Here is a 15601-nt window from a genome sequence, read left to right as displayed (position 1 = left end):
GAAAGAGGGCCCCGAATCGAGTCCCTCTCTCTCTGGTAAACGAAGTCTGCCCATATTGCGTGCCAAGCTTATTTTCGCACGCCACGTCGACGGATAGGACCTTCCAGCATTCGCTCGCGAGGATCTTGAAGTCCTTCGGCTAAACGGTTCAACGCTTCCGTCTCGATCTGGCGGACGCGTTCGCGGGTGAGGCCCAGCTTTTCGCCGATTTCCTTCAGCGTGTGAGGCTCTTCCCCGTGCAGGCCAAATCGCATCTTCAAAACGGTCGACTCACGTCCGTCCATCGTTTTGAGCATCTCGCGAACGTGCTTCAGGTCATCGTGTTCGACCAGTTCCTCTTCCGGATTCTTCAGCCGTTCGTCGGTTACCATCTCGCCCAGCGACCAGCCGTTGTCCGTTTGGTCCGTTTGCGGAGTGCTGTTGTAGATGCGGATCGCCTTCTTGATGATCGGCAGCTTCTTCTTCTGTAAGCCGAGCACGCGAGCGATTTCTTCCGGAGTCGGGGTTCGACCCAGTTCTTCCGTCAAACGGTTAGTTGCTCGACGCCACTTCGAGAGCAACTCGACCATGTAAGCTGGAATGCGAATCGTCTTAGCACAATTGATCAGCGCTCGTTTGATCGACTGTTTAATCCAATAACTGGCATAGGTACTGAAACGAGTCCCCATCGCAGGATCAAAGCCTTCGACCGCACGCAAGAGTCCAAGGTTGCCTTCTTCGATCAGGTCTTGCAGTCCCAGCCCTTTGCCGGTATAGCCGCGAGCGATGTTCACGACCAATCGTAAGTTCGCACGAACCATTCGATCGCGCGCTGCGACGTCTCCATTGCCAATGGCCTGGGCAAGTTCACGTTCCTCTTTGGCGGACAAGAGGGCCGTTTCATTGATTTCACGCAGGTAGGTTTCGAGCGGACTTTGCACGGATTCGAAATCATCGAACTCCGTTTCGCTCCGTTTGGTCTTCGTGGCCATGTTGCTTCTGTGCTTTCGGATCGTGGCGGGGGAAATATTTTCACGCTGTCACACCATTGCTATCGTCCATGTGCTATCAGTTTCTTTGCCACATGGCGAAACGGTCCGCTTGGCACAGAATGTACGGGTTATGCCAGAAAGGCACGGCAGCACGACCGTTGGGATGAGGCGGGCAATAGGCAACGATTGTGGCGATTGACGCGGTTGAAGCGGCGTCGAGATCTGTTGGTAAACTGGCAATCCGTTACTTTGCAGGTGTGTGACACGCAAGATTCCGGAACACACGTTCGGACATCATCGGATACGCAGCATCAAGTAATTCGAGCACGCGTTCCATTTTCAGAGTCACGTTTTCGTGTGGCAAACCAGTCGCCAGAACTTTAAGCAGCAACCGAGGGCAGGGATCCCAACCGGGAAGCGACCGAACATATGCGGCAAACTCTTCGATCTGGTCAAGCGAGTTTATGATCCCTTTCCGTTGGATTTGACAGCAAAGCCGCAGTTCGCAAAAGCGAGTCCGAATGTCTTCAGCGAAGTGGGATGTCGTAAGATGCTCTAGCCAGACTAGGGCTTCGTCATAGACCTGATGATCGAAGCGATCGTACGCCAAATAGAGCCGAGATAGCACCGGTTCAATCTTGAGTTGCACCGACTTCTTGAGGGCCTGGTAACACTGCCTATTGGGAATGCTATCCGTGACGACGTATTGTGGATGGCAGTAATACGCATAACCCAGCGGATAGAACGCATCAGCAACGCCACAGAGAATGAGTCGATTCAGTCGAACGATTGCTTCATCCAAGTTGGTCTCGCGAAGCATGACTTCAGGCTCTCGCTCTGCGTTCGCGATGATTTCCCAGGTCGCGATAAGTTCGGCAGCTTCGGAAGGCGTCATCGTTTGGCTCCGAGTTCTAGATCGACCTTGCATCGTATCTCCTTTCAGGTCGGCGTGCCAAACAAAAACGGGGAACGATTTCTCGTTCCCCGTTAATTGATTGTCAGTTGTCAGGTCGCCGTTACGACTTGATCATGTCTTTCACGGTCATACCGCTTGGGATCATGGGCAGCACGTGTTCCTGGTAAGGAACGGCGACGTCCAGGACGTACGGGCCGTCGTAAGCGATCATTTCTTCTAGCGCGGGAAGTAACTCGCTCTTTTTGCTGATCGTCGCTCCGCCACAGCCGAAGCCCTTGGCGATTTGGACGAAGTCAGGGTAGCGTTCCGCCGGGTAGATGTCGCTTCCCTTACCTTCCCATTCATCATGATGGATCGGGCCCAGGTAAGTGTGTGCCCGGTTGCCGGACATGAAGCGATCTTCCCATTGAACCACCATACCCAGGTGCTGGTTGTTGACCAGTAACACCTTCACAGGCAGCTTTTCGCAGTAGCAAGTTGCCAGTTCCTGAATGTTCATCAGGAAACTGCCGTCCCCTTCAATGTCGATACACAATGCATCGGGATTAGCGGCTTGAGCACCCATCGCAGCCGGCAGGCCGAAGCCCATCGTTCCCAAGCCACTGCTGGAAAGCCAAGTGCGAGGATTCTTGAACTGATAGAACTGAGCAGCCCACATTTGGTGCTGACCGACGCCCACGGAAATGATGGTTTCTCGATCTTGCGTAATGCGCGAAAGTTCAGCGATCGCATGCTGTTGGAGGATACCGTCGAAGTCCTTGTTGTAGGATAACGGATCGTCCTTCTTCAGCTTCTGGCAATGCTTGACCCAATCCGAGATATCCTCAGGGGCTTCCACCACTTCGTTCAGCATCTTGAGGGCAGGCTTCAAGTCGCTGACGATGGGAATGTGAGCTTGCTTGTTCTTATTTAGCTCGCTCGGATCGATATCGATATGGACGATCTTGGCGTCTTTAGCGAATTCCGACAGCTTGCCAGTCACGCGGTCGTCGAAACGAACACCCAGACCAATCAGCAAGTCGCACTCACTAACCGCCACGTTTGAGTAGACGGTGCCGTGCATACCGAGCATGTCGAGCGACAGCGGATCGGCGTTGGGGTAAGCTCCCAGGCCCATCACGGTCATCGTGATCGGAATTCCGGTCTTTTCGACCAATTCGCGAAGCTCGGCAGAAGCTTCGGAGGTGATGATTCCACCTCCAGCATAAATGACGGGACGCTTAGCCCGTTTGATGGCGGCTGCCACTTGACGAATTTGCTCGGGAGCTGCAACGCGGGGCTGGATGTTGTAGCCCGGCAGGTTCATTTTGCAGTCCCAATCGGGAACGCATTGTTCCAACTGAACGTCCTTCGGAATATCAATCAACACAGGGCCAGGACGACCGGTTGTGGCAATGTGGAACGCTTCTTTCATGATCCGAGTCAGGTCATGAATATCGGTCACCAAGTAATGATGCTTGGTGATACCACGACAAACTTCCACGATCGGCGTTTCTTGAAACGCATCCGAGCCGATGACGGCTCGGGGAACCTGGGCGCTGATCGCGACCAAAGGAATGCTATCGAGCTTGGCATCGGCAATCGCCGTTACCAAGTTTGTCGCACCGGGACCGCTTGTTGCCATCACGGCACCAACTTTGCCAGTACTACGAGCCAAGCCCTGCGCGGCAAAACAACCACCCTGCTCATGACGGGGTAAGATTGTACGGATCTTGTCTTTGTAACGGGTCAATGCTTGGTGCAGCGGCATGCTGCAACCGCCGGGATAGGCGAAGAGTACTTCTACACCATGTCGTACCAGCGATTCGATCATAATGTCGGCGCCCAGCATGACTTGGTTACTCGAAGCTTTTTCAGTCGAAGTACTCACAGATTCTCTCCGGTGATAGAAACATAATCCTTTTCGGACCGGGCCCTTCCGCGAACCAATGCGGATAGTCAGCCACCCTTAATTCCCCTCGCAAAAGGCCCTATAGCCATAGAAGGAGTCAGGGGACAACGGTCCAAACTATAAGGATAGGCTTTGAGGGGCTAGGGTTCAACCGAATCAGCCCTTTTTCGAGCATGAAAAACCGCCCGATTGGGCTAAAAGCAACCGCGTGAAAGGAAATTGGCAGGGGATAGGCGGAATTTCGGACCAGCAAGGCCGGGATTGTTATCTGTTCCCGGCCTCAACCAATCAGGTTTAGTCGATGAATCGGTAGCGGAAGATGCACCACAGGGTCGAGATCGCGTCTTTCCAGCCGATTTCCTTACCTTCCGACCAGTTACGAGCATGGTAATGGATGGGGCATTCCTGGAAGCGGTATCGCCGCTTGGCCAGTTTGGCAGTGATCTCCGGCTCGAAGCCAAAGCGATTCTGCTGAATCGTAATTCGCTGGATAATTGAGCGTGGAAAAGCCTTGTAGCAGGTTTCCATGTCGGTCAGATGAAGTCCTGTGACACAGTTCGATAGGCAGGTCAAAACTTGATTGCCCAAACGATGGAGGAAGGATGACTTTTTGACTTGCGAATGATTGCCTAAGTAACGCGAACCGTATGAAACATCGGCATCTCCGTTGACCAGAGGACGGATCACCTGAATCAGGTCCTTGGGGTCATATTCGAAGTCCGCATCCTGGATCACCACGATGTCACCGGTCACGTTGGGAATCGCCGTGCGGATTGCCGCTCCTTTGCCTTGGTTGCGTTGGTGGTAGAGAATCTTCAGATCACAAAAGTGAGCGAGACGCGTCAAAACGTCTCGCGTGCCGTCGGTACTGCCATCTTCCACAATGACGATCTCGGTGCGGAATGGAAGCTGCATCAGCCGACTCACAATGGTCGCGATGGTGTCTTCTTCGTTGTAAACCGGAACGATCACCGAAAGCTTGAACTCATGCGGCAGGGCGTAATCGAGTCCGCACTGGCGATCCGACTGCTCAGCGGTTAGTTCGTCGGCAAACTCCTGTGTTTCGGCTAGGCGGAACTCCCAAGGAACCAAATCAAATGAATCGGTAGAGTGATCGACCGTTGGTTCCCAGGCTTGTGCGTGATTGGATTGGGGCTGTTCGAGCAAAGTGGCAGTCATGGCAGTTTCTCTTACGGGGAAGGGCTCGAGGTGTGAGCCAAGTGCGATGATGGGGTGGCATTAGCTTGGGGCGTTGGGATCGCGGGCCAGGCTACGTAGCCGTTCTGACGTTTCGCGTCCGAAATCGAACGCTGTTTGGGGGCGAGGTATTCAGGAGATTGGGGATCGTTGAACAGTTCGCTTCGCCCCCATACTTGTGCCAGGCTGTCTTGATAAAGCAGTGTCCAATCGGTCGTCTGCTGCATTACTGCTTCGCTATGAGGCTGGCCTCGATCTAGTAGTACTAACTTCGGATCGCGTTCACTCAGGGCGACTGTTGGATCGACCGGGCTGGCTAATTGGCGGTAACGCATGCCGTCGGCATCGCCCAGGATGAAATCGAAATGACGATCGACGATGGCCTGGGGGTAACAAGTCCGAAATCGTCCGTCAAATTGCACTTTGGATTGGCCTTCACCACATCGCGCGGCGATGAAGTACTGAGCCCAGTTGTAGGAAACGACCGTCTTGCCATGTAGGTTGTATTGATTGAGGAATTCAATCGCGGAAACCGGATACGTATCGCGATCGACTCGCATCACGCTCAGGCGTTCCCACAATGGAGCCGCAAAAAACAAAGCCGCTATGCCAACTACTCCCCAGACTAATGCTGGGTGTGGACTCTTTTCCGAGGACTCGTTGCGCTGGGCCACGCGGTTCCAGGCAGAAACGACGTGCGGTGTGCACCAGAAAGCGACAAGCATTGCTAAGAAAGGAGCATGCCGTTGATGCAGCGAAGCCTGCGCGGTCACCAGGGCGAGAACAACGAGTTGCGTGAAATCGAGTGGCTTCGTTGAGAAAGTCAAAGCCAAAATGCCAATGCCGACCATCGACAGGAATGCGATGCTGAATATGTCGAATGAGTAAAGTGGATGCCACTCGGTGATCTCTGGTCGGGGCACTCCTAGGGCCTCAAACATCCATTGATGTAGTTCCCAGCTGTAAGGATTGACGAGCGTTGCCAACACCGAGACGACCAGCATCAATGCCAAGCGACGCTGCATACCAGCCGAGGCCCATCCTCGCATGGTGGCGGCTTCAAACATCCGGCAAAATAAGTAAACCGCCAGCACACCAAGGCCAGCCATAAAACCGCCGTGGCTGTTTGTCCATAAGAAGAACAGGGGAACGCATAGCCACATCAGACGCATCCAGCGATGATTCCAACTTAACGCGTCCGCAGATTCACCTCGCCGCAGTGTAGGGAGCCAAGGCAGGTTCCAGTGTCCCTGCCAACCCGTGAAAGCGAATTCGATCAGCAAAATCAGCAATGCGAAAAAGCCAAAGCTGAATAGCTGCGGTCGGACATTCCAGTGATTCGTCAGATTGACCGCGACGAGCAAGGAAACCATGACCACCGGCAAAGGGTTGCGGGCAAAGTCCTTTGCCTTCCAAAACGGGATGGCACAAAGCAAAAGACCGAGCAAGGTTTTCAGTATCAACAAACCCGTCGGACCGATCGTGTCGACACCAAATGCCAAGGCCAACTCGCTTAGATTCTCGTGGTTGATCCAGCGATATCCTTCAGCCGTGTAGCTGTAGGTGGTTGTTCGAGCCAAGCCATCGCGAAGTGCATCGCGTCCGTACTGCACATGACCCCATAAATCGGGATCGGCACCGTTGGGACTGACAGCGATCGCGACCGCCAGCATTGTTCCGGCGACGATTCCCCAGGCACCCCACCGACGTGTTGATGCAGACTCGGCTAGTTGCTGTGAACTTTCCACAAATGCCCTGCTAATGGAGTCAGATACTACAGACCTATGGGAAAACCATAGGTTGCGATAACTCCTTTAGGACGAGGCGCCGTGAGGTAAACCACATAGCGAATTGCCGGGTGAAATCGAAGTCGGTCGATACAATCGCTACGACCTATCTGACACAACCGGGTTGTACCGTAAACAATCCGTCTACGGTCCTCCGGCTTCCTTAATGCCTGATGCGTTACAATAGAAACGCGTCTTGTTCGTTATGCTCCAACCTATGTTTTTCGTCGATGACTGTTTCCCAATTTGACTCTCCCGATCCAGAGCCAGGCTACCAGGTTTATAGCCGCCGAACTTTGTCTTGGTATGACACCATTGTCCACCGATTTTCCAATCGCTGGCTTTGGAATTGTCCGACAGAGAATCTGAAGCAGTGGTTTGATCGACACGTATCTTCCAATCATCTCGATGTTGGTGTGGGGACGGGCTATTTTCTCAAGCAATCGACGAAGCTTGTGCCTGGGTGCCGGTTAGGTTTGCTTGATGCGAATCCGAATTGCTTGGAAGCGGCGGCTTCGCGAGTTGCCGAACTGAAGCCCGAAGTGTTCCAGGCAAATCTGGCGGAATCGTTCGCGGAGCGGTTTGATCCGTATGAATCCCTTTCGCTGATGTACGTGCTGCACTGTTTACCTGGAGCCATCCCGTTTAGACGACGCGTCCTTCAGCACTGCGTGGCCAGCGTGATCCCAGGTGGCCGACTATTCGGTGCAACCATTCTGGGACAGCCTCAGCCGATGGGATGGTGGGGACGTTTGGCAATGGAGAAATACAACCGAAAAGGCATCTTTGGTAACCTCAACGACACGCTCGACCGGATGCAAGAGGTCTTATCTGAATCGCTCGCTGACGTGCAGACAGAGCAGATCGGCTCTGTCGTCTTGTTCGCTGGCGTTCGGCCCTAATCTTTGAGGTAGTAGTCACGCGGAAGCGTATTTAACCAGAACCGCTGATTGCTTTCGCCTGCCAATACTTCCCCGGAGATCTTGGACGTGTCGCGATCGTCTTGGATTCGTCCGGCCGGAGATTCGACGACGAACAACGTCATGTTCTCCATCTCTGTCTTCATCACGAATGAACGGCCGACGGCGAACGAAAATCGCTCGCCGGGATAGATCGGGGCACCAGTCGTTTCGATGGACCAACGCCCGAGGTCGATGGGGATGAAAAGGTCGTTCGACGACTCAGTATCGACGTAAGAGCGTAGATCTTCCGGCAGTGATTTAGCCGCGTGACGAACGATAAAGCAATGGGTTCTCCCGACGTGGGACGCGTACAGTCCCCACGCAGGCCAAGGATCGCCAATCCCAATGACTTCCAGTGTCGGAAATAAGAGGGCGATCCAGCAAATGCCCTGAGCGCTACGGGCCTTCCAGTCGACGGGACTGGTCTCTGGGGGAGGTGCGGGAAACCAGAACAAAAGAATTGCCTGAACTATAAAGAAAACGTTCCACAGCAGCACGCCCCAACTGTGATTCAACCCAAGCGGCCCCAATACCATCAGTAGACCAATATGCATCGTGCAAGCCGCGATAACCCCCAGCTTCCGTGTTACCGGACTCAACAAGAGCACGAAAGCCAGCAGTTCGAATGCCGGGAATACAAGTGCCAACCACTTCCAGTGTTCCTGATGCCCGGCGTCGAGAGTTAAGCCACCAAAGGTTGCGATGGTCGACAGGAAGTCCGCACCAAGCTCCGAAATGAACGATGGGTTCAGCTTGGAAAGTGCCGAATAGAAGTAGACGCTCAGGGCCAACCAACTCGCCAATCGACGTGCAATGGAAGCTGGTGCCAACGCAAAAAAGGTCGCCAATAACGCGAACTGATACGCCCAAGGCTGAAAGCGATGTTGGTTCAACAGGAACGATACAGAGAGCAGGACGGCGAGCGAAAGCCACAGCATGGATGCCGGTTTGACTCGCGGCCCGGTGATTAGAAGTGTCACCGAGATTGCGAGCAGCAACCCAGCCAAGACGGCATCGACTAGTCCGGGAACGGGGCTGAGAAAGTGCCATACCGGCACGGCGGGGAATTGGGACTGTGGAAACCAAATGGGATAGGTCACGCCGATGAGAACCGGCAGGAAAAGACTAACGATCCGTTGGTAAATGAAAAAGGCTCGATCGGTATTCGATCGAGCCTCTGGCGATTCGTTTTCAACCGTTTCCACTTCGGTAATCCTACGAGTCCGATTTTTCTTCGGCAGGTTCTTCGGATTCCTTCGGTTCGGCCGACTCTTCCAAGGATGTCTCGGCCTTGTCCTCTGGCATGTCTTCTGTTGGCTTAGCCTCTTCCGACTTGGTTTCCATCGGGCCCTCGCTCTTGGGATCCTCCTTCATCGGCTCGGTCTTGTCGACCTCTGAGGTCATTGGCTCGGGTGCCTCTGCCTCGCCTTTCATCGGTTCATCCGCAGGCTTCTCGTCCGGTTTGGTCTCTTCTTTCTTCTCGGCGGTCTCGCCCTCTTTACCGGATGGTTTTTCGACGGGAACTTCTTTCGCAGCTTCGTCTTCCGGGTTCCAAGTTGGCTCCGTGAAGTCATCCGTGTTGTTCTTCAGGATGTCCAAGAGCGGGAAGTTAGGCGAGATATCTTCGTCAAACTGGTTCAGAAGCGAACGATACTCTTTGATCGAATCGGCCAAGACATCCGCGGAGGAGTCTTCTCGCAGGGCAGGGTAATCTTTGTAGATTGCCTCCCATTGTTCCCAAGCCTTCTCGTACAGTTCACGCGACTTCACAAGGTTGGCGTCCTTGTAAGCTTCGTGAGCATCAAACACCAACTGGCGTGCTTCGAGGTTTCGATCGGTCATTTCCGATTCAGCCCGGGTTCGCCAATAGTTGAATGCGACGATATCCTTTTGGCGATCAATCACGCCCCGTAGGAACTTCTCTTGATCGAGCTTGTTGGCCAGTTTCGACGCTTCCAGCGTTCCTTCGATGTCATTGTCACGCATGTATTTGACGACCTCGAATTCCGACACTTTCAGTGTTCGCTCCGCTTCGTAAGCCAAGCTCTTTTGCTCGTCGGATCGCTTGTCTGGATCGGTTTCAATTGCCCCTTGAGTCTCCTCGGGTAACTTCGAGAACTTCTCTTGGTAGATCACGTCGACGTATTTGCCGTAATTGTCGTCGAACTCTTTTTGATCTACAGCGATTTCCTTGTTGAGTCGATCTGCGTCATTCAGCTTAATCGGAATACCGTACGTCGATGGCATTTCATGATCGCCGTATTCGATCCACTCGTTATACGCTTGGCCCCAAGCCGACTTCGCTTTTTCGGAGATATGGCCTTCTTTCTCGATCGCCTCACCGAAATTCATCAGACGCTTCGCAGGATACTGATAGAAGATGGTCGGTGACATGGCGCCGATGCTACCACGTTCGTTGTCGAGCGTGTCGGTTGCCCACAGGTCCCATAGGCGAGCAACAAGCCAGTTGTCGGGATTGCCTTCTACGACGCCGGATGCATCTTGGACGACATCGGCACCGCTGCGATCGAGATGTTCCTGGATTTTGGCGTGGAACAGACGATCGGTTGGGAACAGTTCTCGATACTCGACCTTTTCGTCGGCAATACCAAATTTGTTGCCGAAGAAGTGCGCGATCGAATTCATCATGCGCGGTTCGTTGTAGTTGTACTCGGTACCATCCATGTGGTACTCGATACCCCGTTTGACCCACAAGTAACGGTGCTTGTAGTTATCGAACTCACGCGAAACGTTGTACGACATGTTCCAAGACTGGAATTCCCAAACCTTCAGAAGGTGGGGATTCAAGTAAGAGATGGTGCGAGCGGTCGCTTCCATTAAGGTGTACTGCTCGGTCTTCTGGTACTCGTTGAGATTGTTCCAGAGGAAGGTGATCGCCACACCGTCGAGTCCTAGCAAGGACAATCGCATGGCCTCACTGGCCGGGTCAACTTTGCCCAGCTCGGCATCGGAAATGTGATATTCCTTCCGCATCTGAGCGAGCATACCGCCAGGATTGTCTTCGGCAGTGGTGGCAGGCCGGCTGATCAGCGAGATCGCGATCAACAGCACGATCATGCAACCGCCATAGATAATCTTATGCTGAAAAGATTTGTTCTTGTTCATGATGCGATTTCTTTCGATTTCAGAAAGAAGTAACCCACTCCGACCAGGGCGACCAAGAAGCCGATCACGGTGACCAGCTGCTCTAAGACCACGGCCGTCGGAATGTTGTAGCCATCAACGACGAAGCCCATCGTGTCGAACATGCTGTAGTCAGGCAACATGTTGACAAACGCATAGATCATGAAGGCAAACGCCATATCGATGGATTGTATGACCTTCACCCAGGTGTAGTCACCTAATTCGGTCATGATGTTCTTCTGTTGGAATAGGCGGACCATCGCTTCCGCCGGGCCACCACCGTACCAACCGGTGTTTTCGCCGAAGATCACATTTCTTGCCAATCCGCGGACAGCTGTGGCGATGCTACCGTAGCCAAGGGCTAGGAACGAACCGAGCAATGCGACGGGGCCATTCAGGAACGTGCTGAACACGAGCCCGAAGGTAATGACCAGAACGACCTGGAACCAAATGCCGATGTAGCACTTGATATAGTTCATCATGAAGCTGCGATTGTCTTCCAGGATGTAAACCGTGTTTTGAGCCACACCGTAGTACTGCCCCGGTTCGACACACTGAATCCACAGCTCCAAACGTCCGTTGTCTTCGGTCGTCAGATCGTCCAACAGGTCGAGTGTTGGCTGCGAAGGATCGGACTTAAAGTTGGACAGCGTGCGAGGAATGTACTGCAGATCCGATTCTTCCTTCGCCGTGAATGGAATCGCAATGCTGCGGGCACCGGTCTCGGGATTCTTAAAGTAGTAGTTACCTCGAATACCTTCGGTGATTGTACCTTTGTAGGTTCGGAAAACGCTGATGTTGAATTCGACCGGCAACTGGCCTTCGCTGTTGAGCATCGATTCGTTGATGTCTTCAAATGTGAAGACTGCTGCGCCGAAGGTCCCTCCTTCGATGTAGCTGAAGTATTCCCATTCCTTACCGACATTGATACCTTTTTCCGAGGTGTTCTTCCCGGAACGATCCAAGAAGCGAACCGAACCGATATGGCGGACGCGGGCCTGGAACATATCGGACGGACCTTGGACAACATACTTTTCTTCTGGTCCAGCACCTTCGTTGGTTACGATCGAGTGGCGGTGTTCGTGCACACGATCAGTTTCACCATCCCCTTCGGGGTAGATGGTCACGGTGTGCTTGTGCCCTTCCGATTCAGTCGTTTCGCCGATCAGAGTGCCGTTCTCGCCAGCGACTAAGTCGTTTGCATTGATGTAATGCGTGTGCTGTAGCCCCTGCATGAGAAATACATAGGACAACACGGCCATCACCACCAGCACGCCTGTTCCCACCGCCACGAAGCCAAATAAACGCCCCAAGAAGATTTCACTCGGAAGCACTGGCTTGGTGAAAATGGTGTAGATCGTGCGGCTTTTGATATCGTCGGGCAAGCTGAAAACGCTCAAACCAATGACCAGCAGAAGCACCAGCCACTTGGGGAACGTCAGCACAAATGTCAGATATAGGCGAACGGGCTGCTCAGCGCTCGGATTGATGTACCAACCAGCAACCAGCAAAACCAGAAGGAAGATTGCGAAGATAATCAGCACCTTCTTCCGGATCGCTTCTTGAATTGCCAGCCAAGTCATTGCCCAGACACGTCGTGGCGAAATCGACAACATTTCGGGCACAGCCTTCACGGCGGTACCGAAAACGGCGTAGAAGGCTTCGAATGGGCCGTTACGAAAAACGGAAACCGCAAACCCGAAGATCAATCCGCAAACGATCAGAATGACCAGGGCAATCAAGAAGGTTAGAAGTCCCCCCAGTTGCTGGCCAGGAATGGGAAGAAGCCACTGGCTCAATGACTGGATATTATCTTCAATCCCCATGGTGACTGTTTCTTACTCGTGATATTCGCGTGGAAAGAAGGGAGAGGCCAAAGGCGACGTGGTGCTTAGGACTGATCCGAACCGGCTCGGCGGCCAGGTCGGGCCTCGCTCTCGCGAACGATATTGAGGAACAGTTCTTCCAAGGTCGTTGTGGGATTCTCGACCGAGATATTCTCGGCGTGTTCTCGTTCGAGAATAGCCATGATTTCGGCCTTGGCTTGCTCGCTGACCCCTTTCGCACGAATCTGGGTTTCTTCACTCACCTTCAGCAAGGCATCCACGCGACCCAATTCTTTCAGTTCACCTTGGTGCAAAATCGCGATTCGATCGGCCACGTCTTGCAGGTCGGCAAGTTGGTGGCTGGTAACCAGAACGGTTTTACCTTCGTCGCGAAGCCTCAGGATCAAGTCCTTCATTTCGCGGATACCGATTGGGTCCAAACCGGTGGTTGGTTCGTCCAGAAAGATCAATTCCGGGTCGTTGATCAAAGCCTGTGCCAGGCCGATACGACGGGTCATACCTTTGGAGTACTCTTTCAACTGACGGCGTTCGGCCCATTTCAAGCCAACCATCTCGATCAGTTCATTCACTCGGCGATGGCGAACATCAGCCGGCATGTTGAAAAGTTGACCGTAGAAGTTGAGCGTTTCGCGGGCGTCCAGAAAGCGGTAGAGATACGACTCTTCCGGCAGATACCCGATGCGTTCCTTGGTGGCGATGCTGGACGGATCTTGACCGAAGACCAATGCCTGACCGCTGGTGGGGAACAAGAGCCCCAGAAGCAGTTTCATTGTGGTCGATTTGCCAGAACCGTTGGGCCCAAGAAGACCAAAGATCTCACCTCGGCGAACCTCCAGGTCGAGTGCTTTCAGCGCTCGCACCTTCTGGCGGCCCCAGAAATCGCGATAAATCTTCGTCAGATTGCGCGTTTCGATGATGACTTCGTTGTTGGACGAGGGAGCGGTCGATTGCGGTTGAGTTTCTACCGATGCCATGGAACCTGTTTCAAGCCACGGTGGTGGATTATGTGAAGGAAGAAAATATAGGAGGAGTAAATGATTAGTGAACGTCGGCTGAAAAACAGCTAACGTCCAGATACCCCCTGTCTACGTAGCTCAGCCAGCTTGGTTCGGCTAGCGGCGACAGCTTTTTCTACTTCACCGGTGAATGAGAGAACGCATAAGGGAAAAGTTCGACTATAAATGCGCGGCCATCTAGTGACAAGGAACCAAAGTCCAATGCCGCAACGACTTCACGCGAACTTCCTCGGCATTTTCCGTATTTTCCGCCTGGATGGGGGATTCTGCCGCGTGGGCTCATTACGACTGATCTTTGCACAGCGCTTCAACTCGGGAACTAAAGTCAAGATCTCAGCCTCACGGATCCCCAAAAGGGTAGTGCTTTGGCAGATCTCACTTGCGAGGTCCACGTCTGGAAGCTCATGCACGATCGAGCGATGGAAATTACCTCGAAAATTGTTGCAAAATCCCTCGGTTTACAACCAGGATGCGGGTATCATTCAATTACCCACCCGAGAGGGAGGCATAAGGTCGTATCGCCCCATTTTCTAGAGGTCGTCACGTATGAAACGTCGCGAGGGCTTCACACTCGTCGAGTTGTTAGTTGTTATCGCCATCATTGGCGTGTTGGTCGGTTTGCTGTTGCCCGCAGTTCAGCAAGCGCGAGAAGCCGCTCGGCGTATGCAGTGCACCAACAGTCTCAAACAGTTAGGGCTTGCTGCGCACAGTTATCACGGCACATACGATGCGTTTCCACCCTCCTGGGATAGCCGGGGGGGATGGTCGGGCTTGGCCCGGCTGTTGCCTTTTATCGAACAAGCGAATCTTGAGGCGGCTATCGATTGGGGAACGCCCTATTCTGTCTACCAATCGGACGGCGCGGCTGGCAACGTGTTGCGTTCCGGCACTCCCTTGCCGGCGATCGAGCTGGACATGTTTAAGTGTCCTTCAGAAGTGAATTTGCGTGCGGTTGATGCAACCGGGGATGGGATTCCTGACTATTTCCCATCAAACTACGCCCTCTGTCATGGAACTTTCTTCGTCTACAACGGCAGTAACAGCGGCGATGGTGCGTTTGGGCCCAATCGTTACACCCGAATTGCCGAGTTCCAAACCGATGGGACGAGCAACACGATGGGCATGTCTGAGGTCAACTCGTTCACACTCTTTAGCAGTGGTTCCCGAACCTACGACAGTTCATCTGGGATTCCAGCCCTGGCAGATATGGCCGGCGTGATCAATACGAACGTCAGTTCCAGTTCCTCGAACTATGGGCACACGCAATGGGTTTCTGGCAATGTGCTTCAAACCGGTTACACAGCATTCTTTACGCCAAATACGATCTTCAATATCGACGGGCGTTTGCAGCCGGCAGACTTCGTCAACAATCCGGAAGGTGAATCCGATGTTGCGGACAATCCTTGCATGGCCGCTGTTACCGCACGCAGCTTTCACCCTGGCGTGGTCAATGTGACTTTCATGGATGGAAGCGTGAGCAAGGTGACAGAAACCGTTGACCTCTACGTTTACCGGGCAATTGCCACTCGCTTCGGGGGTGAGGTCGTCGAGCGGAACAAGTTGTAAGCCGACATTTCGTCAGGTAAGCGGTTCGACCGGCAAGCTGTGGTGAAAGCAGTAGGAACTTCAATTGTCGTTTGTACAAATTGCAAACATTACAATAGCTTCTGCTAGCAATTCCCGAATCATTACATCTGTGTAGCTTGTAAGTCTTTTTGTGTTAGTGGTTTACGATTGATTCGAGGTGAATTGTCAGGGAATTGGCACGGCTCGTGCATAACGAAGAGACAAGCTCGTTACTAATGTTCCCCCGAACATTCGTGCAACCTCCAATTTTCACTTCGTCTGTCCAACGAAGTGAAAATCCCGT

General features: G+C 53.2%; 11 protein-coding genes. 2 read left to right on the top strand and 9 right to left on the bottom strand.

Annotation, left to right across the window (positions count from 1 at the left end; all coding sequences use genetic code 11):
• Positions 1 to 68: 68 nt before the first annotated feature.
• The 5 genes from C5Y83_RS22240 to C5Y83_RS22220 form a co-directional block, all read right to left on the bottom strand.
• A complete protein-coding gene (locus tag C5Y83_RS22240) occupies positions 69 to 971 on the bottom strand; it encodes an RNA polymerase sigma factor RpoD/SigA (RefSeq protein ID WP_105332002.1) in 903 nt (300 codons plus the stop codon).
• 244 nt (positions 972 to 1215) lie between these two features.
• Positions 1216 to 1866 (bottom strand): hypothetical protein, encoded by a 651-nt coding sequence (locus C5Y83_RS22235; protein WP_105332001.1) that lies wholly within the window; start codon positions 1864 to 1866, stop codon positions 1216 to 1218.
• A gap of 121 nt (positions 1867 to 1987) precedes the next feature.
• Positions 1988 to 3718 carry a biosynthetic-type acetolactate synthase large subunit gene (gene ilvB / locus C5Y83_RS22230; protein WP_105332000.1) on the bottom strand — a complete coding sequence of 577 codons (1731 nt, stop codon included), beginning with the start codon at positions 3716 to 3718 and terminating at the stop codon, positions 1988 to 1990.
• Positions 3719 to 4072: 354 nt separating this feature from the next.
• The gene (locus tag C5Y83_RS22225) at positions 4073 to 4957 is read right to left on the bottom strand and encodes a glycosyltransferase family 2 protein (protein ID WP_105331999.1); all 885 of its coding nucleotides are present in this window, start codon (positions 4955 to 4957) and stop codon (positions 4073 to 4075) included.
• Positions 4958 to 4968: 11 nt separating this feature from the next.
• The gene (locus C5Y83_RS22220; RefSeq protein ID WP_146117875.1) at positions 4969 to 6723 is read right to left on the bottom strand and encodes a hypothetical protein; all 1755 of its coding nucleotides are present in this window, start codon (positions 6721 to 6723) and stop codon (positions 4969 to 4971) included.
• A gap of 269 nt (positions 6724 to 6992) precedes the next feature.
• On the opposite strand from C5Y83_RS22220, the gene C5Y83_RS22215 reads away from it, so the two are divergent.
• Positions 6993 to 7664 carry a class I SAM-dependent methyltransferase gene (locus tag C5Y83_RS22215; protein WP_105331997.1) on the top strand — a complete coding sequence of 224 codons (672 nt, stop codon included), beginning with the start codon at positions 6993 to 6995 and terminating at the stop codon, positions 7662 to 7664.
• Here C5Y83_RS22215 and C5Y83_RS22210 read toward each other — a convergent pair.
• The 4 genes from C5Y83_RS22210 to C5Y83_RS22195 form a co-directional block, all read right to left on the bottom strand.
• Entirely contained in the window at positions 7661 to 8929 is a 1269-nt protein-coding gene (locus C5Y83_RS22210; protein ID WP_105331996.1) for a hypothetical protein, read from the bottom strand. The two genes, C5Y83_RS22215 and C5Y83_RS22210, sit on opposite strands and share 4 nt — an antisense overlap.
• A gap of 10 nt (positions 8930 to 8939) precedes the next feature.
• Positions 8940 to 10850 carry a hypothetical protein gene (locus C5Y83_RS22205; protein ID WP_105331995.1) on the bottom strand — a complete coding sequence of 637 codons (1911 nt, stop codon included), beginning with the start codon at positions 10848 to 10850 and terminating at the stop codon, positions 8940 to 8942.
• Complete coding sequence (locus C5Y83_RS22200) at positions 10847 to 12694, bottom strand: ABC transporter permease (protein WP_105331994.1); 1848 nt, start codon at positions 12692 to 12694, stop codon at positions 10847 to 10849. Before C5Y83_RS22200 ends, C5Y83_RS22205 begins: the two co-directional genes overlap by 4 nt.
• 65 nt (positions 12695 to 12759) lie before the next feature.
• Entirely contained in the window at positions 12760 to 13689 is a 930-nt protein-coding gene (locus C5Y83_RS22195; protein WP_105331993.1) for an ABC transporter ATP-binding protein, read from the bottom strand.
• 588 nt (positions 13690 to 14277) lie between these two features.
• Here C5Y83_RS22195 and C5Y83_RS22190 point away from each other — a divergent pair.
• Positions 14278 to 15297, top strand: a complete 1020-nt coding sequence (locus tag C5Y83_RS22190) for a DUF1559 domain-containing protein (protein WP_105331992.1) — start codon at positions 14278 to 14280, stop codon at positions 15295 to 15297.
• The last annotated feature ends 304 nt before the right edge of the window (positions 15298 to 15601 follow it).

Origin of the sequence: Blastopirellula marina (assembly GCF_002967765.1) — a bacterium.
Lineage (GTDB): Bacteria > Planctomycetota > Planctomycetia > Pirellulales > Pirellulaceae > Bremerella > Bremerella marina_A.
This window is presented reverse-complemented; position numbering and strand designations above follow the sequence as displayed.